Raw genomic sequence first — 23,259 nt, 5'->3', positions numbered from 1 at the left:
AACTAAGCTATGTTTTTCTATCTCTACGAATATCTCGCTGAAAATGGCATCCACATTCCAGGGATGAACCTCTTCCGCTACATATCGTTCCGTGCGGCAATGGCGGTTCTGCTGTCCCTGGCCATCGCATTGCTCTACGGCAAAAGAATCATCAAGCTGCTTCGCCGGAAACAGATGGGCGAATTAGTGCGCGATCTTGGGCTGGAGGGCCAGAAACAGAAGGAGGGCACGCCTACAATGGGCGGCATCATCATCATTCTGGCCACGCTTGTTCCAGTGCTGCTATTCACCAAGGTGGACAATATCTACATCATCCTGCTCAGCGCATCCGTTGTGTGGATGGGTGCCATAGGCTTCATCGATGATTATCTGAAAAAAATCAAGAAAAACAAAGACGGCCTGCACGGCGTTTTCAAAGTTATAGGGCAGGTAGGCTTAGGGCTGATAGTAGGCGTTACAATGTATTTCCATCCGGATATTACCGTGAAGCGGAAGTATGCCGATTCTTCCGTTGTGAACCGCAACAATGTGGAACAGAACTTTATGCAGGAGGAAAAGCGCGCAATTTCCACCGTGCCCTTGGTGAAGAACAACGAGTTCGACTACAGCGGTGCACTGTTTTGGATGGATGAGGAGGAAGCTGAAGAATGGGCGTGGATCATCTTCATCCCAATCGTGATTTTCATCGTCACGGCAGTTTCGAACGGTGCTAATATTACCGATGGCATCGATGGTTTGGCGGCGGGAACCAGCGCCGTAATCGTGCTGACGCTGGCGTTCTTCGCCTACCTTTCCGGCAACGCGATTTTCGCCGATTATCTCAACATAATGTTCCTGCCCAACACTGGCGAAACCACGATTTTCGCGCTGGCACTGGTGGGCGCCATCATTGGTTTTTTCTGGTACAACACCTACCCTGCCCAAGTTTTTATGGGCGATACGGGCAGCCTGATGCTGGGCGGCGTAATAGCCGTGCTGGCGATTATCCTTCGGAAGGAACTGCTGCTGCCGGTGCTTTGCGGAATTTTCCTGATCGAGAATTTATCGGTGATTCTTCAGGTGATGGTCTTTAAATACCGTCGGAAAAAATTCGGGCTGGAATATGCGCAGAACAATAGGCTTTTCAAGATGGCGCCGCTTCATCACCATTACCAAAAGCTGGGCTACCACGAAAGCAAAATCGTGAACCGGATGATCATCATCGGCGTGATGCTGGCGATTATTTGTTTGATAACGCTGAAAGTGAGATAGGAGAAAGAGCCAAGTAAAAAGGCAAAAGTAGAAAGTAAAAAGTGCTTGCTGAACAGTTGAAAATTTGAAATTGAAAAATAAAAAAAGCAAGAAGCTAAGAGCAAAATGACGAAGGAAAGAATGAGCATTGTGGTTTTGGGTGCCGGTGAAAGCGGTTTCGGTGCGGCCTACCTTGCGAAGAAGCAGGGTTTGGATGTGTTCGTTTCAGACCGTGGCGAAATAAAGCCGCACTACAAAAACCTGCTCATAGAAAATGGGATTGAGTTTGAGGAAAATACGCACAGCGAAGGGAAAATCCTTTCGGCAGATTGGGTGGTGAAATCGCCGGGAATTCCGAAAAAGGCGGAAATCATCGGCAAAATAAAAAACCGCAACATTAAGATTTCTTCCGAGATTGAGTTTGCGGCGGAATTTACCGATGCAAAAATCATCGCCATCACAGGAAGCAACGGCAAAACCACCACCACATCGCTGATTTACCATATTCTAAAAAACGATAAACTGAGCGTAGGCCTTGGTGGAAACATCGGGACAAGCTTTGCAAGGCAGGTGGCCGATGAGGATTTTGAATACTATGTGCTGGAGGTAAGCTCTTTCCAACTGGATGATATTCAGCACTTTAGGCCTTACATTTCTCTGCTGCTGAACCTTAGCCCGGATCATCTGGACCAATACAACTACAACTACGAGGAGTATGCGCTGGCGAAATTCCGCATCGCGGAAAACCAGGAAAACGACAACTACTTCATCTACAACAAAGATGATGAGATGAGCCGGCAAATCCTGGAAAAAATTGAAATCCGCGCGAAGAAAATTCCGTTCAGCCTGAAGGAAAACCTAAAGGAAGGCGGCTACCTGAGCGGCGATGAAATCCGCGTGAAATTGGACGATGATTTCCAGATGCCGGTTTCCGAACTGAGCCTCAGCGGAAGCCACAATGTAGCGAACAGCCTAGCCGCTTCCATAGCTGGTAAGATATTGAAAATCAGCAATGAAAGCATCAGAAATTCCTTGATGACTTTCCAGGCGGTAGAGCACAGGCTGGAATTTGTAACGGAAATAGGCGGCGTGAAATTCATTAACGACAGCAAGGCTACCAATGTGAACGCCGCATATTATGCGCTAGAAAGTATGCGGCAGCCTACGGTGTGGATTTTGGGCGGTGTAGATAAGGGTAACGAATACAGCGAGCTGGACGACTTAGTAAAGAAAAAAGTAAAGGCGATAATTTGCTTAGGCCTTGATAATCAAAAGATTATAGAGCACTTCAAAAACAAGGTGGAGATGATATACAGCACAGCAAATATGGCAGATTGCGTGAAGCTGAGCAAGCAGATTGCGACGGATGGTGATGCGGTTTTGCTTTCGCCGTGCTGCGCAAGTTTTGATTTGTTTGAAAACTATGAAGACCGCGGAAAGCAGTTTAAAAACGAGGTTTTGAAATGAATGAGCAACGGCAAAGAACGGAAATTCTAAAGGGCGACAAAGTCCTGTGGAGCGTGATCATCCTGATTTCGTTGTTCTCGATATTCCCGGTTTACTCGGCAAGCTCTAACCTGGAATACATCGTGAACAGCGGCACTACCACTTCACACATCGTGAAACACATCGCCTTCGTTGTTTTAGGGCTTGGACTGATGCGCGGTGTTCTGTTTGTGCGGTACGAGCACATCGGGAAGCTCAGCTTTTTCGGCCTGGTGGTAATGACTCTCGTTCTGGTGGCCACAGCGTTTACTGGGCAAACCATCGATGGTGCATCGGCATCGCGCTGGTTTACAATTCCCGGCACGCCCATTTCATTTCAGCCATCGGCATTCGCCTACCTTGCACTCATCATCTATCTCTGCCGCTATCTCACCAAAAAAATCGGCAGGGAAAGGCTTCCGCTGGAAAACATCGTGGCGATATTTGTTCCGATACTCGTAGTTTCCGGGCTGGTTGCCAAAGACAACGGCTCCACAGCGCTGATGATGATTATCGTATCTCTCGCGGTTTTAGTCATCGGCCAGCTCAACTGGAAATACATCGTAGGCTTTCTGGCCACCGCAGTTTTAGCGGGCGGGCTGTTCATCACCGTAGCGCTGAACACCAACCTATTCAGCAACAACCGTGTGCATACCTGGATGAGCCGTATTGAAGTTTTTTTCGATAAAAACAAGGATGCGGAAACCGAAGCCGATAAGGCGAAGAATTACCAGGTAAATCAGGCGAAGGCTGCCATTGTGAACGGCGGCTTTAACGGAAAGGGCCCGGGGAAAAGCGCGCTGAAACAGATGCTACCGCAATCTGCATCAGATTTTATCTTCGCCATCATTGTGGAAGAATACGGCTTGCTGGGTGCCGCAGGCTTGATAGGCCTTTACTTCATAATGATCATCCGCATAGTGATGATTGCAAGCAAGATGCCGGCGTTCTTCGGCTCACTGCTCGTGATTTCGCTTGGGATAATGATTTTCGTTCAGCTCTCGGTGAACATCGCCGTAGCCGTGAATTTAATTCCGGTTACAGGGCAGCCTTTGCCGCTCATCAGCTATGGCGGTACATCTATGCTTGTCACCTATGTTCAGCTGGGCATCATCCTGAATGTCAGCTCGCGCATTCAGGTTTTGGATGAAGAAGGCATCGGCAGAAAACAGAATATTGAAGAAATAAACGACATCGCTTAATTATAAGTAATGGGCAATTGGTAATTGATAATAAGGCTGAGGTAAAGGCGAAATGAGTTTTAAAACTTTTTACTTGGCTCTTGGTTTAATGAAAATATTATGAAAGTTTTAATGAGCGGTGGTGGTACCGGTGGACATATTTTTCCGGCTGTAGCGATAGCCGATGAAATCCGGCGCAGAAATCCGGATGCAGAGTTCCTGTTCATCGGCGCCAACGGAAAAATGGAAATGGAAAAAGTTCCGCAGAACGGCTATAAAATCGAAGGTCTGAACATCGCCGGTTTTGATCGCGGTAATCTTTTGTCCAATTTCAAACTGCCGTTCAAGCTTTTGCAGAGCCTGAGCAAGGCCCGGAAAATCATCCGCGATTTCAACCCGGATTTTGCCGTTGGAACCGGCGGCTTTGCAAGCGGCCCGGCGCTTTTTATGGCGAGCAGCTTGGGAGTGCCCACTTTCATTCAGGAGCAGAATGCCTTTGCCGGCGTTACGAATAAAATCCTTAGCAAGCGTGCAAAAGCGGTTTTCACGGCTTATCCAAAAGTGGACGGCTTTCCGCAGGAAAAGATTCATTTTCTAGGAAATCCAATCAGGCAAAATATCGTTAATGATTTGATTGACAGGGATTTAGCCAAAGAAAAATTAGGGCTGGACAAAGCCAAGCTCACCGTGCTTTCCGTTGGAGGTTCCCAAGGCTCAAGAACTTTGAACAATGCCTGGAAGGAAAATCTGGAAAAGCTCATCGGGAAAAATGTACAGCTAATTTGGCAAACCGGAAAGCTTGATTATCAATCGATTACAAGAGATTTTGAAGGAAGAAACCTTAGCGAAGCACAGCGAAAACTGGTGCAAATCCGCGAATTTATTTCCGAAATGCCGCTGGCTTATTCCGCTGCGGATATCATCGTTTCCAGAGCAGGTGCCATCGCAATTTCCGAGTTGGCCGTAGCGCAAAAGCCCGTAATCCTGGTGCCGTTTCCAAACGCTGCGGAAGATCACCAGACGAAAAACGCGCTGAACTTGGTCGAAAAAAATGCGGCTAAAATGGTGCGGGATTCTGAAATGAAGGAAAAATTCTGGGCAATGCTTTCAGAACTGATTGAAAATGAACAGCTTAGAAATGAGATGGCAGAAAACATCGCATTTTTTGCGAAGCCAAAAGCTGCGGAAGAAATCGTGAATTCAATTTATCAAATTCTCAAAAAATAAGACTAAATGATGAATTTGGAACAATTTGAAAATTTCTACTTCATCGGTATCGGTGGTATTGGGATGTCTGCTTTGGCGCGCTATTTCAAATCCATCGGCAAAAATGTTTCGGGCTATGACAGAACCGAAACAAAACTCACTTCTGCACTGATTTCCGAAGGCATAGAAATTTCCTTCCAAGATGAAATCACGGAACGTATTTCTTCGCTAAAGCCTGAAAAAACTCTGGTTATCTACACTCCTGCCGTGAAGACGCTAGGCATTCTCGATGATTTTCAGCAAAGAAATTTCACCATTCTCAAAAGGGCGAAGGTTCTCGGGATGATAACCGATGAAACTAAGTGCATCGCTGTAGCGGGAACTCACGGGAAAACCACCACTTCATCTCTGGTGGCTCATCTCTGCCATTTTTCCGGATTATCATTTTCTTGCTTTTTAGGCGGAATTTCTGAGAATTTTCAATCCAACTTCATCTATACCGGAAATGAATTTTCCGTGGTGGAAGCCGATGAGTACGACAGAAGCTTCCTGAACCTTCATCCGGATTTTGCCATCGTAACTTCCACGGATGCCGATCATCTGGACATTTACGGCGATAAAGCGACCATTGAGCAAAGCTTCAAGGATTTCGCCGCCTTAGTTCCGGAAAAGCAAAAACTTTTCGTGCGGAAGGGTTTGGAAATCGGCAGAGAATCAATGACTTACGCCGTAAATGAAGAGGCGGATTTCTACTCGGACAATCTGAGAATGGAGGACGATTTCATCCTGTTCGATTTCCACACGAAGGGTGAAACCGTGAAGGATTTCAAATGGCAAATCCCGGGCATTCACAATGTGGAAAATGCTACGGTTGCCATCGCTTTACTTTATAGCTTAGGTGTTGATTTTCAGACACTTAAGAGCGGACTTTTAGCCTTCAAAGGCATCAAGCGAAGATATACGAAGCACCGTTTTGAAAGCGGGAAAATCTACATCGATGATTATGCGCATCATCCCACAGAACTTGATGCGGTGATTGGCTCCATCCGCAATTTCTACCCTGAGAAAAAATTGCTGGTGGCTTTTCAGCCGCACCTTTTCAGCAGGACAAGGGATTTTGCGGAAGGCTTCGCCAAGAGCCTGGAAAACTGCGAGGAGCTGCTGCTGCTGGACATCTATCCTGCAAGAGAACTTCAGGAAAACTTCCCGGGGATTACTTCAGACTGGCTTCTGGAAAAAATCAATCTGGAAAAAAAGGAAACGGCTGGCCTGCAGGAAGCCTTCGAGAAAATTCAGCAGAAAGATTTCGACATACTGCTGACGGTGGGTGCAGGAAACATCGATACGCTGTACGATGGGATTGTGGAATGGCTGGGAAAAAACTGATGAATGATAAGCGATAAATGATTTGATTTGGAATGAAGAATAAGTGGCGGTTTCTGAAGATTTTTGTGACGGTAATTATCCTTGGATTTTTGCTGAGCTTCTCGCTGAACCGCTTCAGCGAAAAACCGGTGAGCGAGGAAATGACCGCCATCAACCTGAACACCACCACAATTCCGGTGTATTTCGTGGATGAAAACCAAATACGCGACATCGTTCGGAAGGACAACCCTTCCGGAAAAGTGGGCGGCATCAACATACCGGAACTTGAACGGAAAATCAACGAGATAAAAAGCGTGGACAGCGCCAATGTTTACCTGAACCTGAACGGGCAGCTGAACATAGATGTGCACCAGAAAATCCCAGTATTCCGCCTGAGCAAGGGCAACCAGGAATTTTATGTGGATGAGCAGGGCACGGAGTTTCCGCTCTCGAAAAACTACGCTCATCCCTGTATGCTGGTGAAGGGCAATGTGCAGCCGGAGGAATACGAAAAGCTGGCGGAGCTTGTGCGAAAGATAGATGCGGACGATTTCTGCAAGAAATTCTTCATCGGCATCAGCAAAGAAAAAAACAGCTACAACCTGCTGACGAGCGATGGCAATTATAAGGTGGAAATTGGCGACCTGGATAATATCGATTTCAAGGTGAAGGGCTTTAAAACCTTCGTAGAAAAATTCCTGGTGTACCAGGACCAGCGGAAGTACAGTAAGATTTCGGTGAAGTATGATAACCAAATCGTTACCACGCTGAATCCGAATTTCAAGGAAAACGAGGCGGCGATAAATTCATCCAAAGAAAAAATCGCGAAAGCGGAAAACAAACCGGAAGCCACGCCAAAGCCTGCGGCGAAAAAACCGGAGAAAGCGGAAGCAAAAAAGGCACAGCCGAAAAAAGAGGAGCCGAAGAAAGAAGCAGCGAAAAAATCGCCGGAGAAAAAAACTGAGAAAAAACCGGAACCAAAGAAATCAGAAACAAAAAAAGCGGAGCCGAAAAAGAAAAACGAAGCAAAAAACAAAGAAAAGAAAAAATAACATATATGGAAAACCAGGAATATTCAGTAGGGCTGGACATCGGGACTACCAAGATTGTAGCCATCGTCGGCAGGCGGAACAACCACGGGAAAATCGAGGTAATGGGAGTAGGCAAAGCCAAAAGCCTCGGGGTACACAAGGGCATTGTGAACAATATCGCGCAGACTATCGCCTCCATCCGCACGGCAGTAGATGAGGCGCAGAAAAGCGCCGGAGTTCCCATTAAAAAAGTTACGGTGGGCATCGCAGGGAAGCACATCCGCTCACTCCAGCACTCGGATTACATCATGCGAGAACACCCGGAGGAAGTCATCACCGAAAAAGACATCGAAAGCCTGAAAGACCAGGTAAAAAAACTCGTAATGCTGCCTGGCGAGGAAATCATCCATGTGCTGCCGCAGGAATACAAGGTGGACAGCGACGGCGAAATCCACGAGCCGATAGGCATGAGCGGGAAACGGCTGGAGGCAAACTTCCATGTAGTGGTGGGGCAGATGGGCAGCATCCGCAACATCGCCCGCTGCGTGCGCGAAGCTGGCCTGGAGATGGAGTCCCTCACCCTGGAGCCCCTCGCCTCTTCCGAAGCGGTACTCACCAAGGAAGAAAAGGAGGCCGGCGTGGCCATCGTAGACATAGGCGGCGGCACCACGGATATCGCCATCTTCAAGGACAACATCATCCGCCACACCTGCGTAATCCCATACGGCGGGGGCATCATCACCGAAGATATCAAGGAGGGATGCTCCATTATCGAAAAACACGCCGAGCAATTAAAAGTAAAATTCGGGTCCGCAGTGCCGGAGATGGAGAAGGAATCCACCTATGTGACAATTCCAGGCCTGCACGGCAGACCGGATAAGGAAATTTCCCTGAAAACTTTAGCCCAAATCATCAACGCAAGGGTAGAGGAAATCCTGGAAATGGTAAATACCGAACTAAAGGCGTACGGCGCTTTCGAGCAGAAAAAGAAACTCATCGCAGGCATCGTGCTTGCCGGCGGCGGCTCCAACCTGAAGCACCTCCGGCAGCTTGCCAACTATACCACCGGCTTCGACAGCAGAATCGGCTTCGCCAATGAATATGTGGCGAATGACAAAAACCAACACCTGAAGGGTCCGGAATATGCGACCTCCATCGGGCTGTTAATGGAAAGCCTGAAAATCAGGGACAAAAAAGCAGAGCCTGAAAAGGAGGCCGAAACAGAACCGGCAGCAAAAGAAACCGGAAGGGGAATAGAAATAGAAAAGGAAATAGCTTCCGCTACCGACATCGCGCAAATAACGACTGATGCAAACGACTTTTCCACCGAGCCTAAGGCTAAGCGCCCTACCTTCGGCCAGCAGCTGATGGAAAAGGTAAAAAAATTCTTCGAAGAAGTGGAAGATTAAGGAAAAAAACAGAAAATTTTTATAAATTGTGAGCAGAATTTTTGCTCATAAAAACCAAATCATAAAAGCCTTTGGCGAGCAATTTTAAAAGAATGGAAAATACACTAAATCAGGGTTTTACCTTTGACCTACCAAAAGGGAATTCATCTATCATAAAAGTAATCGGCGTAGGGGGCGGTGGTAACAATGCCCTGATGCATATGTACGAAAAGGGCATCCACGGGGTAGATTTCATCATCTGCAACACGGATGCGCAGACGCTGGACAACAATCCGGTATCCAATAAAGTTCAGCTGGGCATCAGCATTACCGAGGGCCTGGGCGCCGGCGCAGACCCGGAAGTAGGGGAAAAAGCGGCAATAGAAAGTATTGATGATATAAAGGCGGCCCTGGGGCAGAATACCAAGATGGTCTTCATCACCGCAGGTATGGGCGGCGGCACAGGCACCGGAGCGGCTCCTGTGATTGCAAAAATCGCTAAGGAAATGGGCATCTTGACCGTGGGGATCGTAACTGTGCCGTTCAGCTTTGAGGGCAGAAGGCGCCTGGAGCAGGCGGAATCGGGGCTGGAAAAACTCCGCAACAATGTGGATTCCCTGATCGTTATAAACAATGACAAACTCCGCCAGCAGTTTGGAAACCTGGGCTTCAAGCAGGGCTTCTCCAAAGCAGACGAAGTGCTGACCAATGCGGCGAAGGGTATGGCGGAAGTAATCACCGCGCCGTTTACCATCAACATTGACTTCCGCGATGCGAAATCCGTACTGCAGAACTCGGGCACCGCACTAATGTCCACAGGCAGCGCTACCGGGGAGAAACGCGCGGAAGAGGCGGTGCGCAAGGCTTTGGATTCCCCGCTGCTGAATGATAACAAAATTACTGGGGCAAAGGATGTTCTGCTGCTCATACAGAGCGGCACCGATGAGGCGCACGAGGCCACGATGGACGAAATCGGGCTCATCAACGACTACATCCAGAGCGAGGCGGGGAATACGGCGAACATCATCTTCGGGGTGGGCACAGACGAGAGCCTCGGCGAGGCGATAAAGGTTCTGGTAATCGCTACCGGGTTTGCAAAAGAGAAAAATACCGGGCATGTGGAGAAGGAGTTCATTAACCTGCACGACAGGCCGGAACGCCGCGAATCTCCGTTCAAAACCAGAAAAGAGCGTGGGGAAGATACTGCCGGCGATACAATATTCCTCCTGGATGATGAGGAAGACCAGCCGGCATCTCCATTTTTTACCTCTACAAAGCAGGATGCCATTGATAAGGCTGCCGCCGAGCAGGACACTCAGGATTTTGAAAAAGAAAATTTGAGGCTGGAGGATGACTCTGATGAGGATGAAATGCTAAGTATCTTCTCCTCCGACAGGGACGAAGACGAAACCGTATCCTTCACCTTTGATTTCGAAGGGGAGAACCCCGCGGAAGGCGGCCGCAATACCGGCGATTTTTCATTTTTCATAAATGAGCCTAAGGAAGAGGAGCCTAAAATTCAGGTGAGAAGCAATTCGGGAGATCCTGACACTTTGGGCAGCTCATCCAAATTTGGCATTGAAAACAGAAGCCAATCTTTCTCGCCTGTCCCTGCAGCAAATATTAAAGAAGCGGATGCGCCTATAGAAAACACGGAAGATGAGCTCCCCCAGAAGGAAACGGAAACAATAGTATATGAGGAGGAAGTTGAACAATTTACCATCATCAGCAAAAGCGTAAGCGCAAAGGCCGCGGAACGCCGGAACAAGCTGAAAGAATTCAACTCCCGCTACCAGAATTTTGAGTCGGATAATGATTTTGAGACAGTGCCGGCATTCCGGAGGAAGAATATCAACATCTCTCAGGAAAATGCATCAGAGCAGCAGATCAACACCTTTTTGGCGGAAGATCAGCGCGGCGGTTTTCAGGTTCGAGAAAACAGATTTCTGAATAAGGATGTGGACTGATGCCATATTGGCAGAAAATCCTTTAATGCCATTTCGGCGCAGAATTTGAGTGTATGAGGGTACTCAATAATTTTCATTAACAATTAAATTAAATCAAAATGTATCCACAGGAACTTGTATTGCCGATGAAGGCAGAACTAACGAATAACGGTTTCGAAGATCTAACAACGCCGCAAGAAGTAACCGATGCTCTGAAAAGACCCGGCACTACCCTGCTGATGGTAAATTCCGTTTGCGGATGCGCGGCCGGGGCCGCAAGACCGGGGGTGGTTCATTCCCTTTCCGGGGACAAGAAACCAACTCACCTTACCACTGTATTTGCTGGCTTTGATCTTGATGCGGTGGCAGAGGCGAGGAAGCACCTGGCGCCCTTCCCGCCAAGTTCTCCGTGCGTGGCACTCTTCAAAGATGGCGAGCTGGTGCATATGCTGGAGCGCCACCACATTGAGGGTAACCCGGCGGGCGCCATCGCGGCGAACTTGCAGGCTGCCTACGAAGAGTTCTGCTAAGAAACTGAAAAAACCGCTCTAAAAAGGGCGGTTTTTTTAATCCATATCCTGCTCCATAAGGCTGCAGAGGAGCAGTATTTTGTAAAAATCCAGCAAAGGGATGAAATAATTTCCTGATAAAAGGAGCCTCTTTACGGGTTTTTCAAAAACATTGAAAAGCTCGGAGAAATGCTTCGCTAAATGAAGATAGCTAAGGAGCCTATAGGCTTTGGCTATTTTCATACCGGAGATTGCATCCGCATATTGCTTGTCTTTCAGGAGCCTGGCTAGTGTCCGCATAGAGCATTCTGTTTTCTTAAGAAATTCCGCATCTGTGGTTTTATCGAGATGGAGTACGGGATTTTCAATATGATCCACGGGAAATTCATTTTTCGCCAGCGAATATCCCAGCATCCAGTCCTCGTAGCCATAGGTGGAGATGCGTTCATCGAAATTGATTTTTGCAAAAACATCTCTGCGGATGGCGAAATTGATGCCCTTCAATGATGTATGCGGGTGTTTCCTGCGAGCGGCAATATCCGGCACTTCTCTTTTTGCTGAATAGTAATTTCGCAGGGTGCGCTGAGCCCCGTCTTCTGAAAATCCGCCATAAACTGCTGTAGCCTCAGGGTTTTGAGCAAAGAATTCAAGGTATTTGCTTAAAAAATTTTCGCTGACAATTCCCGCATCACAGTCGAGGAATAGCAGCCACTCTCCTGAGGCGTATTTTAAAAACATATTGCGGATTGCGGAGCGCCCGATGTTTTCTTGCAGAAAAATATAGCTATTTACTCTCGGGGTTATTTCCGAATTTTTTTCCTGAAAATAATCTTCTGACGCATCATCGATCAGGATGATTTCCGCATCAATTTTTTTCCTGGAAATTTCCTGCGCCAAATCCGAGACCAGCCTGCGGACATCAAAATTAAAAACCGGGATGCAGACCGAAAGTTTCACCTTTTTATTTTTTCTAAAATCTGCTGAATCGAGAGCTCCTCCAGGCAGGCATAATCACCCCGGTAGCACTCTTTGTCGCCAAAAACTGAGCAGGGCCTGCAGCTTAGATCCTTGACTTCGGCAACATCCGCCACGCTTTGTCCGTAGCCTAGAAAGCCTGCGTATCTGTGGGTGCCCCCCCACACGGAGATGCAGCGCGTGCCCACCAGGCTCGCCAGATGCATATTGGCAGAATCCATAGAGACCATAAGGCGAAGGCGCGCAATCAGCTGAAGCTCTTCGGTGAGGCTGAGGCGGCCCGCCACACATTCCGTATTGGGGATTGCCGCCTGCCAGTGCCGCAGTGTTTCGGTTTCGGATTCGCCGCCTCCGAAGAAATAGACTTTTTCCTCTTTTGCAAGGAGCCGCGCCAGCTCGAAAGATTTTGCCGGGGAGAGCATTTTGCCCTTGTGCTGGGCAAATGGTGCAAAGCCGATGTTTTGTTTTTCTTCTGTGGTGGGGCACAGTTCGTGGGAAAGTTTCACGGGAAACCCTAAGTCGCGGAAGACATCAGCATACCGCTCCACGGTAGGTTTCAGCTGGAATTTGTCCAGATTCTGCACATCTGTGAGCGCTTCTTTTCCCTCTTTTCCCTTGTCGATAATGGCGACCCGATATCCTCGCAATTCAAAAATCCTGCGGAAAACCTTTGTACGGATGACATCGTGCAGATCGGCGATCCCGTCTGGCTGGAACTCTTTTATCAGAGACAATGCCAGCCTGCGCAAGCCGAAATAGCCCCGGTAATCATCGAGATTTACACCTTTAAAAACAAGGTTCGGAATCCCGAGGAAAAGCTCTCTGAAGTTCTCCCGGGTTACCATCATCACCTGCACATCGGGATTTTGCTGCAGAAATTCCCTGCAGACTATCGCTGCCATAGCAACATCTCCGAAGGCAGAAAACCGGTATGCGAGAACTTTCTTCAAGACTTCAGCTGATAAGCTACGGCGTAGAATTTTATTTGCTTCGTCATTGCCATCAGCCCATTTGCGCGGCTTGGGGAAAGGAATTCCTGCAGCCCGATATCCTCGATGAATTTAAAATCTGAACTGAGTATCTCTTCCGCGCTGTGCCCGGAGTAAATCCGGACAAGCAGAGCGATAATTCCTTTTGGCAGAATACCGTCGGAATCTGCATCGAAAAACAGTTTGCCATCGCGGAAATCCGCATCCAGCCATACCTTGCTTTGGCATCCTTTTATTTGGTTGGCTTCGGTTTTCTTCTCCTCCGGGAGCCCTTTCAGGTCTTTTCCGAGGTCTATGATGTACTCGTATTTCTGCTCCCAATCTCCCAGGAAGGCAAATTCATCCACGATTTCCTGCTGATTTTCGGTAATAGTTTTCATCCGGCAAATTTAAGCATTGCTGAGCATTTCGGCTTTCCTGAAAAGCTCCAGAATTTTCTCCTCCTCCATCTCCCAGCAGTATTCCCTTGCCGCTCCGCGCAAGGCATCGGCATAAAACTCTCTGCCGTTTTCAAGTATTGTTTTTAGCGCGGCGGCGATGGTTTCTGGATTATGATTATCAATCATCTCCCCTATTTTGTAGCGGTCGAAAATTTTTTTTATCTCCGGAAAGTTGATAAGCACTGCAGGCACTAGCGACTGGATGTAATCTGGCACTTTATTCGGCAGCGAGTAATAGTAGCTCAATCCGTTATTTTCCTCTACTGCGAGCCCTGCATCGGCAATTTTGGTAAATTTCCTCAGCTTCTCCGGAGAAAGCCTGCCAAGAAACTCCACCTTTGTCCCTAGGCCTTCCTTACGTGTATGTTTCTCATAATCAGCCCTTAGGTTGCCATCACCCGCGATTTTCAGAATGGCGTTATCCAAATATTTCATAGCGGAAATAGCCTGAAACAAGCCGCGGCTCTCGTTTAGGGCTCCCTGCCAAATGATGATCTTCGGAGAATTTTCTATAAAATCTATCCGGCCGGGAATTCTTCTTGGAATATTCCTCACTACCACGGGGCTTATCCCGTATTTCGCACGGAACCACCCCGCGTAGCTGGCGCTCTCCGTCATCATATAATTTAAGCCCGGAACTATGGCTTTTTCTAAAAACCTCCAAATCTTTTGAGAAAACCTACCCTGAACCGAGGGCTGCTCTGTGAAGATTTCGTGGCTGTCGAATACGAGCGGAATTTTAAATAATTTTGAAGCTAAATCATTGGCAGGCAGCGTATCCAAGTCATTGGCAAGCAGTACACAGCCCGGACTTTTAAACCTTACTATTTCCCTGAACAATTTCAGGTTAAATTCCGCATATGCGAATTTTAATTTTTTAGATTTTATTCTGATTCTCAATATTTTATAAGGCCGTTCCAGCGGCGGAGCGCCTGCCCAGTCGTTCCCGATGAGGATGATTTCGTGGCCGGCTTCGTGCAGTGTACGGCATACTTTTTCTACCCGCTGATCGGTCACCAGATTGTTGAAAACGCTTACGATAACCCTCATTTAGCCTTAAAAATATGGTAAGCCTGGATAAAGCATAGAAATCCATTGGGGATGATGACGGGCCAATACATTGCGGCAGCGTCTCCCCCTCCCTTGAGCACGCCATAGATTACGAAAAAAAGGCAGCCTGCAAGGTTAACGATCCTGATTTTCCGCAAATCCTTCAGCATAAAACTTGCAACAACGAGGGCGGAGCCTAGGTAGCCGCAGATATCTGCGAATGATATTTCCATCTTTTTAGCGAATTTTACAAATTTAAGACTTTAAGATAAATATTTTTATGACATTTCGGCAGAAAAATCTGCTGGTAGGTTATTTGCAAAAAGAGTTCAGGTAAAAAATTTTTCCTACCTTTAAATTCAATTTTATTTCGATATGAACAATAAATTTTCAGACGGTTTGAGCAAAGTATTCAAACAGAGTAAAACCGAAGCGCGGCGTTTGAAAAGCGAATTCCTCAATACAGAGCACCTGCTGCTGGGCATTATAAAAACAGAAAATTCCGCAAAGGATATTCTTAAAAACCTTAACGCAGACCTCAATATGATAAGGCGGAAGATAGAGAGCATCAGTATGCCTACCGCCAACCCGCTCGCTATGGAAAGCAGTCAAATTTCTTTCACGCGGATGGCGGACCAGGCTGTAAAACGCGCAGAGCTGGAAAGCCGGCAGTATAAAACGGGGGAGATAAATACCGTGCACCTTCTGCTGGGCATTCTTTACAAGCAGGAAGATCCCGCCGCTAACATACTGGAAGCTTATGACATTGATTACGAAAGAGTTACCACTGAATACCGTTCAATGATTCAAAATTCTGGGCAGGCTCCGCAGATGAGCGTTTATGAGGATGATGACGATGACGAACCTGCCTACAGCCAGCAATCCCGCAGGCCGGCAGGTAACCTCGCCACCGGGAAAACCAAAACCCCGACGCTGGACAATTTCGGCAGAGACCTGACTGCGGCGGCGGCGGAAGGCAAGCTGGACCCTGTGATAGGAAGGGATAAAGAAATCGAGCGCGTATCGCAGATCCTCTCGCGGCGGAAGAAGAACAACCCTCTGCTAATCGGGGAGCCCGGCGTGGGTAAATCTGCAATAGCGGAAGGGCTTGCCCTGAGGATACACCAGAAAAATGTGTCCCGCGTGCTCTACAACAAGCGGGTTATCACTCTCGACCTGGCTAGCCTGGTAGCCGGCACGAAATACCGCGGGCAGTTCGAAGAAAGAATGAAAGCCATAATGACAGAGCTGGAGAAAAACCGCGATGTAATCCTCTTCATCGATGAGCTGCACACCATCGTGGGCGCGGGCAGCTCCACCGGATCGCTGGACGCATCGAATATTTTTAAACCTGCCCTGGCAAGAGGGGAGATCCAGTGCATTGGTGCCACCACCCTGGATGAATACCGCCAGTACATCGAAAAGGACGGCGCGCTGGAACGCCGCTTCCAGAAGGTGATGGTAGAGCCTACCTCCATAGAGGAAACCATCCAGATTCTGCATCAGATTAAGGACAAATACGAGGATCATCACAATGTAAAATATACCGATGAGGCGATAAACGCCTGCGTAAACCTCACCTCGCGGTACATCACAGACCGCTACCTGCCGGATAAAGCCATCGACGCTATGGACGAGGCGGGCTCCAGGGTTTACATCAAAAACATGAAAGTGCCGGAGCAGATCATTGAAAATGAAAAACTTATCGAGCGCATCCGCGAGCAGAAACAGAAGGCCGTAAAGGCACAGGACTACCTGGAGGCTCGCCGCCTGAAAGATGAAGAAGAGCGCCTGGGTAGGGAGCTGCAGGTAGCTCAGGAAGACTGGGACAAAGATGTGAAGGAGAAAAAAGAAACCGTGGACGAGGAAAATGTTGCCGAAGTGGTTTCTATGATGAGTGGCGTGCCGGTAACGAAGGTGGGCAAAAACGAACTCGAGAAACTCGCCCAGATGGATGAGAAACTGAACGGGAAAGTCATCGGGCAGGAAGATGCGGTAAAAAAAGTTGTAAAAGCCATCCAGAGAAACCGCGCCGGCCTGAAAGACCCGAACCGCCCGATAGGCACCTTTATCTTCCTTGGTACCACAGGCGTCGGCAAAACCGAACTTGCGAAGGTAATGGCGCGCGAGCTTTTTGACTCTGATGAAGCGCTGATCCGCATCGATATGAGCGAATATATGGAAAAATTCGCCGTGTCCCGACTCGTGGGCGCGCCTCCGGGCTATGTGGGATACGAGGAGGGCGGCCAGCTAACGGAGGCTGTGCGGCGCAAACCTTATTCCGTAGTGCTGCTGGACGAGATAGAAAAGGCCCACCCGGATGTCTTCAACATACTCCTGCAGATTCTGGACGAGGGACATGTCACCGACTCGCTGGGCAGAAAGATCGACTTCCGAAACACCATCATCATCCTTACCTCAAACATCGGAACCCGCGACCTGAAAGACTTCGGCGACGGCGTAGGATTCGGTACTTCGGCGAAGCGCAGCACGAGCGACGCCAGAGCGAGAGCGACCATAGAGAATGCTCTTAAAAAAGCCTTCTCGCCGGAATTCCTGAACAGGATTGATGACATCATTATCTTCAACTCGCTGCAGCAGGAAGATATCCGCAAAATCATCGACCTCGAGCTTGCGAAGCTCTACAGCAGAATCAGCAAGCTGGGCTACCGCGTGGAGCTTACCGAAGAGGCGAAGGACTTCATCGTGGAAAAGGGCTGGGACAAAGATTTCGGCGCAAGGCCTCTGAAACGCGCCGTACAGAAGTACATCGAGGATCTCCTGGCGGAACTGCTTGTAAATAAAGAAATTACAGAGGGCGAAACCGTAGTGCTGAAGCTAAATGATGCTAAAGACGCGCTGGAAAAAGAGAGCGCTGTTGCAGAGATGGCGGAGTAGTTTCTTGAGAAAATTTTATTAAGACCTGCTTGCGAAGGCAGGTTTTTTTTATTTTTTCTCTCAAAATTTCTTTCTTAGAAAAAACTTTTTGACAAGATAATCTGCTAAGTTTGCATTGTGGAAATTAAGACAAAAATAAAAGGCCAGGGCGCGCAAAGGAATGTTGAAAATCGCTTTGAGCGGTACACGCACGAGCCAGATGAAGGTGATGTAGATAGCCGGAAAACTACATTCACAGAGGTATTTCCCAAAAGCATCGTCAACAAGGTGAAGAGCCCGGATATTTCCATGGAATATTCCCTGAACCCTTACCAGGGCTGCGAGCATGGCTGCGCATATTGCTTTGCGCGCCCCACGCACGAGTATTGGGGTTACTCCGCGGGGGTAGATTTTGAGCGCAATATTATGGTGAAGAAAAACGCACCGGAGCTCCTTGAAAAGTTTTTCCGGAGGAAGGGATATCAGCCAAAAACCATCACGCTCTCCGGCAACACGGATCCGTACCAGCCTGCAGAAAGGCAGCTGCAGCTTACGCGCCAGCTTCTGGAAAAATTTCTTGCCTACCGGCACCCGGTTTCCTTCATCACAAAAAACGCATTGATTCTGAGAGATTTAGACATTCTGACAAAACTTTCAGAGCTGAACCTTGTCTCGGTAAATATGAGCATCCCGACGCTGAATGAAGACCTCCGCCGCGTGATGGAACCGCGTACCTCATCCGTAAGCAACAAGCTGAAGGCGGTGGAAACGCTCTCGCAGAACGGCATCCCGGTAAATGTGATGGCGGCACCCGTTATCCCCGGATTGAACTCTGAGGAGGGGCTTAGCCTATACAAAACCGTTTCGGAACTGGGCGCCCTCAGTGCACACCATGCGCTCATCCGGCTGAATGACTCTGTGGAACCCGTGTTCGTGCAGTGGCTGGAGACTTATTACCCGGACCGTGCGGCGAAGGTGCTGAACCTCATCCGCAGCATGCGCGGTGGGGAGCTCGGGGAAAAGCGCTTTTTCGAGCGCTACAAAGGTGAAGGAAATATAGCAGAAATGATACACAACACCTATAAACTCGCAAGGCGGAAATATTTTTCTGGCAAAAGTATGCCTTCGCTTTCTACGGAACATTTCACGGGGAGCACTGTGCAGCAGCTGAGCCTTTTCTGAGCCTTTCTTTGTAGATTTGCCGCATGAAAAAGTTTTCTTCCAAGCGCAGCGTGCAGATCCTCGGTAGCGTACTGCAGCAGTACGGCGTACAAAACATCGTGATTTCTCCAGGATCGCGTAATGCGCCGATAGCCATACATCTTGCTGAAAGCCAATACTTTAACTGCTACAGCATCGTGGATGAGCGAAGCGCCGCCTTCGTGGGGATGGGTATGGCATTGAGCGAGGGAAAGCCAGTGGCTGTTACCTGCACCAGCGGCTCTGCGGCGGCGAACTACTACCCTGCCGTTGCAGAGGCTTTTTACTCAAATATCCCCCTGCTGCTCCTTACCGCAGACAGGCCTACAGATTATGTGGATATATTTGATGGGCAGACCATCCGGCAGAAGGAGCTCTTCAGTCAGCATTCCTACGGCGACTTTGAACTGATGGAGGACAGTAGTGCGGATGCGGATGATTTTAACCTTGAAACAATTAAAAAAGCGGTAGAGCTATGCATCGAGAAGCAGGGCCCCGTACACATCAACATACCGCTGGAGGAGCCGCTATACGAGCTTGTGCAAGATTTCCCCCTGGTACCGCAGGTAGAGAAAACTATTCGGAAACGCGGTACAGAACTGCCCTCCACCCTTGTTGCCGAATGGAATTTAGCCAAGAGAATCTTAATACTTGTAGGCACCGTTAAACAAAGCGAAGAACTTGAAAATCAGCTCATTCAGCTGGTGAAGAATCACACTGTCGTGGTACTTTGCGAAACAAATTCTAACCTGAAAGACCCGAGATTCCTGCACCATATCGACCGCTATATTTCTGGTTTTGATGAGCAGGATATCCGCACATTTGCGCCGGATTTGCTCATCACAATTGGGCAGAATGTGGTATCAAAAAAAGTTAAGCAGTTTTTTAGGGCCGCAGATATTCATTCGCACTGGCATATTGACGAGCACTGGCACCCGGACACTTATTTTCATTTAACCCAAAAAATCTCCGCGCGGCCGGAAATTTTCCTCAGCAAACTGATCTATAACATTTCCCTGAACCCCCGGCCATATTACAATCTTTGGAACAGCCTGAGGGAAAGGAAGGACGCGCTGCATCGGGAATTCACACTACGGGCACCGTTTTCAGATTTTGCAGCCTGTAAAATTATTTCCGAAAAAATCCCGGAAAACCACGCCGTGCATCTTAGCAACAGCGCGACTATACGGTATGCGCAACTATTTGATTTTCAAAAGTTTAAATGTTACTGCAATCGCGGAACCAGCGGTATCGACGGCTCTACTTCCACCGCGATGGGCTTTGCCATCCGGCACGCGGCACCCACCGTGCTTGTTACGGGCGATCTTGCTTTTTTTTACGACATCAATGGGCTTTGGAACCAGTATATACCGCCGTTTACGAGGATCATTATCCTGAATAATCAGGAGGGGAATATTTTTAAAATAATCCCGGGGCCGCAGAATGCCAACGGTAATGTGCTGGACGAATTTATTGGCACGAAACACCGAAGAAGCGCCGAAATCCTGGCGAAGCATTTCGGTTTCGGATATGCAAAAGCGGAAGACGAGCTTACGCTGGAGCGGATTCTGGATAATTTCTTCAGCCCGTCGAATGAGCCCAAGATCCTTGAGATCTTTACCGGTAATGCTAAGAATGCTGATGTGCTGAGGAATTATTTTGATCACTTGTCCGGGAAAAATCCGGTGCGGGTGGATGAGTAATTACGGTGATTCGGCAAAATAGCGGGCGTTGCGTACTTTTGCAGGAAATTTTTTCGAATGAAGCAAAATCCGCAGCGCCCTTCTGCTGCAGACATCCTCCGGAATGCCTTTGACTATTGGCGGCGCACGCTGCGCTATCAGGTACTTTTTTCGCTGATATATTTATCGGTATTCCTTACGGCGGTGTTTTTCGGCATCGCAAAGACTGGGATAGGGCAGGAGCTCCTGAGCATCAGCAAGCTACAACCATTTTCAGAAGCCTATACGCAAGCGGTTCAGGCGCTCTCCCGCACGCCGGGTTTTCAGCGGCTATCCTGGCTGCTGATGCTAACCTCCGTATTTCTTTACCCTTTAAATCTGGGGCTGATGAAGGTTTTCCGAAAGATGGATTTGAATGAGAAAGTTTCTGCAGCAGATATCCTGGCAGGCTATCAGGGGGCAAACTTTTTCATCTTCACCGGGTTTTATCTTTTTTGGTCGGTGGTGTACAGCCTGCTGTTTTCCACTGTTTTCCTCGCGTATTTCTGGGTGATAGCCACCGTATTCTGTGCGCCGCTGATGTTTTTTATGAACAAAAAAATCTTCGAAAGCATCAGCCTTTCCTGGCGGGCGTTGCGCATCTTCCCTGCGGAGATTATCCTCTGTACTGCCGCGGCGGCCATTATAAAATATGCCGGGATATTCTCGGTGGCAGGCGCCATTCTTACCCTGCCGTTTTGGAACGCAGTGATTTATGCCATGTACAAGGTGATGTTTTCTGAAATTTACAGGCGGGAATAAATGAAGAAATTGCTACTTTTGAGCCAAGTTTATAAATAAAAATTTATGGAAAATTTCAACTTAAATCCGGCGCAGGAAATCCCGGAGCGCAGTACAAGCGGCGTCATCAGCCACGCTTTTAATCTTTACAAGGGCATCTTTGCCTATGCCCTGCTGGCCACCGTTCTTTATATTGTTCTAAATTCCCTTCTTGGGGCTCTCTTCCCTTTTGATTCTCAGGAGTTTATGAGGCAGGTGCAGCAGTCCGGCGGAGATTTTTCAAGACTGGATCCCGAGCTTGTTTCGCAATACAGCACCATGTCGGTGGTCAGCGGGATTATAGGTATCCTGCTCTCCCCACTGCTTGCGGGCGTGATATACATTGCCAGCAAATATCATAACGGGCACCGCCCGGAATTCCGTGATTTGTTTGTTTACTACAGGCAGAATTTCGGTCAGGTCCTTCTCTACGGGCTTCTTTCGGGTATAATCTTATCCTTTTCCTTCTCACTTTGCTTTCTGCCGGGCTTATTCGTGGCGCCTTTATTTATGCTCGGCTACCCGATCGTGCTATTTGAAAATGCTACAGCGATAGAGGCAATAAAAAAATCTGTAAATATCGCGAAGGAGAACTACGGCGCATTCCTCGGCATTTTTATCCTCAGCGCTCTCATCAGCTTAGCAGGCTTGTTGCTGTGCTTCGTCGGTATTATTCTTACTTATCCCTTCATTTTCGTGGCTATGTACTCCGCATACTGCGCCTTCGTGGGCAGGCCAAGGCCAATCTATGGAAATATTTAATTTTTTTAATTATCTGAAATGTCCTACAACCCTCAACAAATCAGCAATGTAAAGGTAAAGCAAATCCTCCTCATCGGGGTGATTGTAGGGCTGCTGTACCTCATCGTAAAAAATCTGCTACTCTTCATCCCGTCTCTGCTGGGCGCCATTACGCTGTATGTGGTGACGCGCGATCTGAATTTCTATCTGCAGGAAAAGAAAAAATGGAAGCCCGCGCTCGCTACTAGTGTAATAATCCTTCTATGCCTGGTGGTAATCATCATCCCGATGTATTTTATAGGTGACTTGTTGGTACAGAAAATCGGCAGCTCTCAGCAGTATATGAGCCAGATTAATGAGTACATCCTGAAGTCTCAGGAGTATGTTTATGAGAAAACGAATATTGACCTCCTGAGCAAAGGAAATATGGACAAGCTGCAGGGCTCCATAAGCAGAATTGGGACTTCCCTGGTGAACGAAACTGTGAATACGCTTACTGTGGTGCTTTCCATGTTCTTCATTCTGTATTTTATGCTTGCCAATCCACGCAAATTTGAACAAACGGCTGCCCAGCTGCTTCCCCTGAAGAGAACGAATGTAAATATGATTGGGGAAAAATTCCGCAAGCTGGTAATGGCGAACGCCGTAGGGCTGCCGGTGACTGCCATAGGCCAGGGCCTGTTCGCGTTGATTGGCTACCTCATTTTCGGGGCGCCAAGTGCTGCGCTGCTCTTCGTGCTTACGGCGATAGCATCGGTGCTGCCGGTGGTGGGGACGATGATTGTCTGGGTGCCCGTAGTGCTCTACATGTTTGCAATAGGTGATACGGGCAACGCCATCGGGCTTACGCTGTACTGCCTGATTGTGGTGGGAACTACCGACAATGTACTGAGATTTACCGTTTTGAAAAAACTTGAGGACATCCACCCGCTGAATACGGTTTTTGGTATCATTATGGGGGTAAATCTCTTCGGGTTTATCGGCCTGATCTTTGGCCCTATTCTCGTATCTATGACGCTCCTCCTCATCCAGGTTTATGCCAATGAATTCTCCGACGAAGATACCCCTCCAGACTTGCACCTTGGCGAGCAACCCATTGAGAAAAAGATTGATTTAATGCTTTAAAAAACAAACCTCAGGAAAAT

Annotated in this window: 20 protein-coding genes; 15 read left to right on the top strand and 5 right to left on the bottom strand. The window is 48.1% G+C overall.

Annotated features, from left to right (window positions below; translation table 11 throughout):
* Positions 1-9: 9 nt before the first annotated feature.
* The 9 genes from mraY (at position 10) to IMZ16_RS06610 (ending at position 11,362) form a co-directional block, all read left to right on the top strand.
* On the top strand, positions 10-1,251 hold the full coding sequence (gene mraY, locus IMZ16_RS06650; protein ID WP_193439385.1) for a phospho-N-acetylmuramoyl-pentapeptide-transferase: 1,242 nt from the start codon (positions 10-12) through the stop codon (positions 1,249-1,251).
* A 120-nt stretch (positions 1,252-1,371) separates the two neighbouring features.
* Positions 1,372-2,697, top strand: coding sequence for a UDP-N-acetylmuramoyl-L-alanine--D-glutamate ligase (gene murD / locus IMZ16_RS06645; protein WP_193440820.1), 1,326 nt, complete (start codon positions 1,372-1,374; stop codon positions 2,695-2,697).
* The gene (locus tag IMZ16_RS06640) at positions 2,694-3,917 is read left to right on the top strand and encodes an FtsW/RodA/SpoVE family cell cycle protein (protein WP_193439384.1); all 1,224 of its coding nucleotides are present in this window, start codon (positions 2,694-2,696) and stop codon (positions 3,915-3,917) included. Before murD ends, IMZ16_RS06640 begins: the two co-directional genes overlap by 4 nt.
* Positions 3,918-4,016: 99 nt before the next feature.
* A complete protein-coding gene (murG, locus tag IMZ16_RS06635) occupies positions 4,017-5,123 on the top strand; it encodes an undecaprenyldiphospho-muramoylpentapeptide beta-N-acetylglucosaminyltransferase (RefSeq protein ID WP_193439383.1) in 1,107 nt (368 codons plus the stop codon).
* A 6-nt stretch (positions 5,124-5,129) separates the two neighbouring features.
* Positions 5,130-6,488, top strand: a complete 1,359-nt coding sequence (murC, locus tag IMZ16_RS06630; protein WP_193439382.1) for a UDP-N-acetylmuramate--L-alanine ligase — start codon at positions 5,130-5,132, stop codon at positions 6,486-6,488.
* 32 nt (positions 6,489-6,520) lie between these two features.
* Positions 6,521-7,519 (top strand): cell division protein FtsQ/DivIB, encoded by a 999-nt coding sequence (locus IMZ16_RS06625; protein WP_193439381.1) that lies wholly within the window; start codon positions 6,521-6,523, stop codon positions 7,517-7,519.
* Positions 7,520-7,524: 5 nt separating this feature from the next.
* The gene (gene ftsA / locus IMZ16_RS06620; RefSeq protein ID WP_193439380.1) at positions 7,525-8,907 is read left to right on the top strand and encodes a cell division protein FtsA; all 1,383 of its coding nucleotides are present in this window, start codon (positions 7,525-7,527) and stop codon (positions 8,905-8,907) included.
* Between the two features lie 92 nt (positions 8,908-8,999).
* Positions 9,000-10,853 (top strand): cell division protein FtsZ, encoded by a 1,854-nt coding sequence (gene ftsZ, locus IMZ16_RS06615; RefSeq protein WP_193439379.1) that lies wholly within the window; start codon positions 9,000-9,002, stop codon positions 10,851-10,853.
* Positions 10,854-10,951: 98 nt separating this feature from the next.
* Entirely contained in the window at positions 10,952-11,362 is a 411-nt protein-coding gene (locus IMZ16_RS06610; RefSeq protein WP_193439378.1) for a BrxA/BrxB family bacilliredoxin, read from the top strand.
* A 36-nt stretch (positions 11,363-11,398) separates the two neighbouring features.
* On the opposite strand, the gene IMZ16_RS06605 is transcribed toward IMZ16_RS06610, so the two are convergent.
* The 5 genes from IMZ16_RS06605 to IMZ16_RS06585 are packed head-to-tail and all read right to left on the bottom strand — an operon-like array spanning position 11,399 to position 15,028.
* A complete protein-coding gene (locus tag IMZ16_RS06605) occupies positions 11,399-12,298 on the bottom strand; it encodes a glycosyltransferase family 2 protein (protein ID WP_193439377.1) in 900 nt (299 codons plus the stop codon).
* Positions 12,295-13,266, bottom strand: a complete 972-nt coding sequence (locus tag IMZ16_RS06600) for a glycosyltransferase family 9 protein (protein ID WP_227411487.1) — start codon at positions 13,264-13,266, stop codon at positions 12,295-12,297. Before IMZ16_RS06600 ends, IMZ16_RS06605 begins: the two co-directional genes overlap by 4 nt.
* Positions 13,263-13,685, bottom strand: a complete 423-nt coding sequence (locus tag IMZ16_RS06595; RefSeq protein ID WP_073179980.1) for a SufE family protein — start codon at positions 13,683-13,685, stop codon at positions 13,263-13,265. The genes IMZ16_RS06600 and IMZ16_RS06595 overlap by 4 nt, the downstream gene beginning before the upstream one ends.
* Positions 13,686-13,694: 9 nt before the next feature.
* Positions 13,695-14,795, bottom strand: coding sequence for a glycosyltransferase (locus IMZ16_RS06590; protein WP_193439376.1), 1,101 nt, complete (start codon positions 14,793-14,795; stop codon positions 13,695-13,697).
* Positions 14,792-15,028, bottom strand: coding sequence for a uroporphyrinogen decarboxylase (locus IMZ16_RS06585; protein ID WP_073179984.1), 237 nt, complete (start codon positions 15,026-15,028; stop codon positions 14,792-14,794). The genes IMZ16_RS06590 and IMZ16_RS06585 overlap by 4 nt, the downstream gene beginning before the upstream one ends.
* Before the next feature lie 142 nt (positions 15,029-15,170).
* On the opposite strand from IMZ16_RS06585, the gene IMZ16_RS06580 reads away from it, so the two are divergent.
* The 6 genes from IMZ16_RS06580 to IMZ16_RS06555 all read left to right on the top strand — a co-directional run bounded on the left by IMZ16_RS06580 (position 15,171) and on the right by IMZ16_RS06555 (position 23,239).
* Complete coding sequence (locus IMZ16_RS06580) at positions 15,171-17,693, top strand: ATP-dependent Clp protease ATP-binding subunit (RefSeq protein WP_193439375.1); 2,523 nt, start codon at positions 15,171-15,173, stop codon at positions 17,691-17,693.
* Between the two features lie 117 nt (positions 17,694-17,810).
* A complete protein-coding gene (locus IMZ16_RS06575) occupies positions 17,811-18,854 on the top strand; it encodes a PA0069 family radical SAM protein (RefSeq protein WP_193439374.1) in 1,044 nt (347 codons plus the stop codon).
* 23 nt (positions 18,855-18,877) lie between these two features.
* On the top strand, positions 18,878-20,575 hold the full coding sequence (gene menD / locus IMZ16_RS06570; RefSeq protein WP_193439373.1) for a 2-succinyl-5-enolpyruvyl-6-hydroxy-3-cyclohexene-1-carboxylic-acid synthase: 1,698 nt from the start codon (positions 18,878-18,880) through the stop codon (positions 20,573-20,575).
* A gap of 57 nt (positions 20,576-20,632) precedes the next feature.
* Entirely contained in the window at positions 20,633-21,355 is a 723-nt protein-coding gene (locus tag IMZ16_RS06565) for a hypothetical protein (RefSeq protein WP_193439372.1), read from the top strand.
* A 45-nt stretch (positions 21,356-21,400) separates the two neighbouring features.
* Positions 21,401-22,135, top strand: coding sequence for a hypothetical protein (locus IMZ16_RS06560; protein WP_073179993.1), 735 nt, complete (start codon positions 21,401-21,403; stop codon positions 22,133-22,135).
* 18 nt (positions 22,136-22,153) lie between these two features.
* Complete coding sequence (locus tag IMZ16_RS06555; RefSeq protein ID WP_193439371.1) at positions 22,154-23,239, top strand: AI-2E family transporter; 1,086 nt, start codon at positions 22,154-22,156, stop codon at positions 23,237-23,239.
* Positions 23,240-23,259 lie beyond the last annotated feature (20 nt).

Origin of the sequence: Cruoricaptor ignavus (genome assembly GCF_014961145.1) — a bacterium.
Lineage (GTDB): Bacteria > Bacteroidota > Bacteroidia > Flavobacteriales > Weeksellaceae > Cruoricaptor > Cruoricaptor ignavus.
This window is presented reverse-complemented; position numbering and strand designations above follow the sequence as displayed.

Coding starts and splice junctions, on each gene's coding strand:
- mraY (WP_193439385.1), top strand. CDS start 10: ATGTTTTTCTATCTCTACGAATATCTCGCTGAAAATGGCATCCACATT.
- murD (WP_193440820.1), top strand. CDS start 1,372: ATGAGCATTGTGGTTTTGGGTGCCGGTGAAAGCGGTTTCGGTGCGGCC.
- IMZ16_RS06640 (WP_193439384.1), top strand. CDS start 2,694: ATGAATGAGCAACGGCAAAGAACGGAAATTCTAAAGGGCGACAAAGTC.
- murG (WP_193439383.1), top strand. CDS start 4,017: ATGAAAGTTTTAATGAGCGGTGGTGGTACCGGTGGACATATTTTTCCG.
- murC (WP_193439382.1), top strand. CDS start 5,130: ATGATGAATTTGGAACAATTTGAAAATTTCTACTTCATCGGTATCGGT.
- IMZ16_RS06625 (WP_193439381.1), top strand. CDS start 6,521: ATGAAGAATAAGTGGCGGTTTCTGAAGATTTTTGTGACGGTAATTATC.
- ftsA (WP_193439380.1), top strand. CDS start 7,525: ATGGAAAACCAGGAATATTCAGTAGGGCTGGACATCGGGACTACCAAG.
- ftsZ (WP_193439379.1), top strand. CDS start 9,000: ATGGAAAATACACTAAATCAGGGTTTTACCTTTGACCTACCAAAAGGG.
- IMZ16_RS06610 (WP_193439378.1), top strand. CDS start 10,952: ATGTATCCACAGGAACTTGTATTGCCGATGAAGGCAGAACTAACGAAT.
- IMZ16_RS06595 (WP_073179980.1), bottom strand. CDS start 13,685: ATGAAAACTATTACCGAAAATCAGCAGGAAATCGTGGATGAATTTGCC.
- IMZ16_RS06590 (WP_193439376.1), bottom strand. CDS start 14,795: ATGAGGGTTATCGTAAGCGTTTTCAACAATCTGGTGACCGATCAGCGG.
- IMZ16_RS06585 (WP_073179984.1), bottom strand. CDS start 15,028: ATGGAAATATCATTCGCAGATATCTGCGGCTACCTAGGCTCCGCCCTC.
- IMZ16_RS06580 (WP_193439375.1), top strand. CDS start 15,171: ATGAACAATAAATTTTCAGACGGTTTGAGCAAAGTATTCAAACAGAGT.
- menD (WP_193439373.1), top strand. CDS start 18,878: ATGAAAAAGTTTTCTTCCAAGCGCAGCGTGCAGATCCTCGGTAGCGTA.
- IMZ16_RS06565 (WP_193439372.1), top strand. CDS start 20,633: ATGAAGCAAAATCCGCAGCGCCCTTCTGCTGCAGACATCCTCCGGAAT.
- IMZ16_RS06560 (WP_073179993.1), top strand. CDS start 21,401: ATGGAAAATTTCAACTTAAATCCGGCGCAGGAAATCCCGGAGCGCAGT.
- IMZ16_RS06555 (WP_193439371.1), top strand. CDS start 22,154: ATGTCCTACAACCCTCAACAAATCAGCAATGTAAAGGTAAAGCAAATC.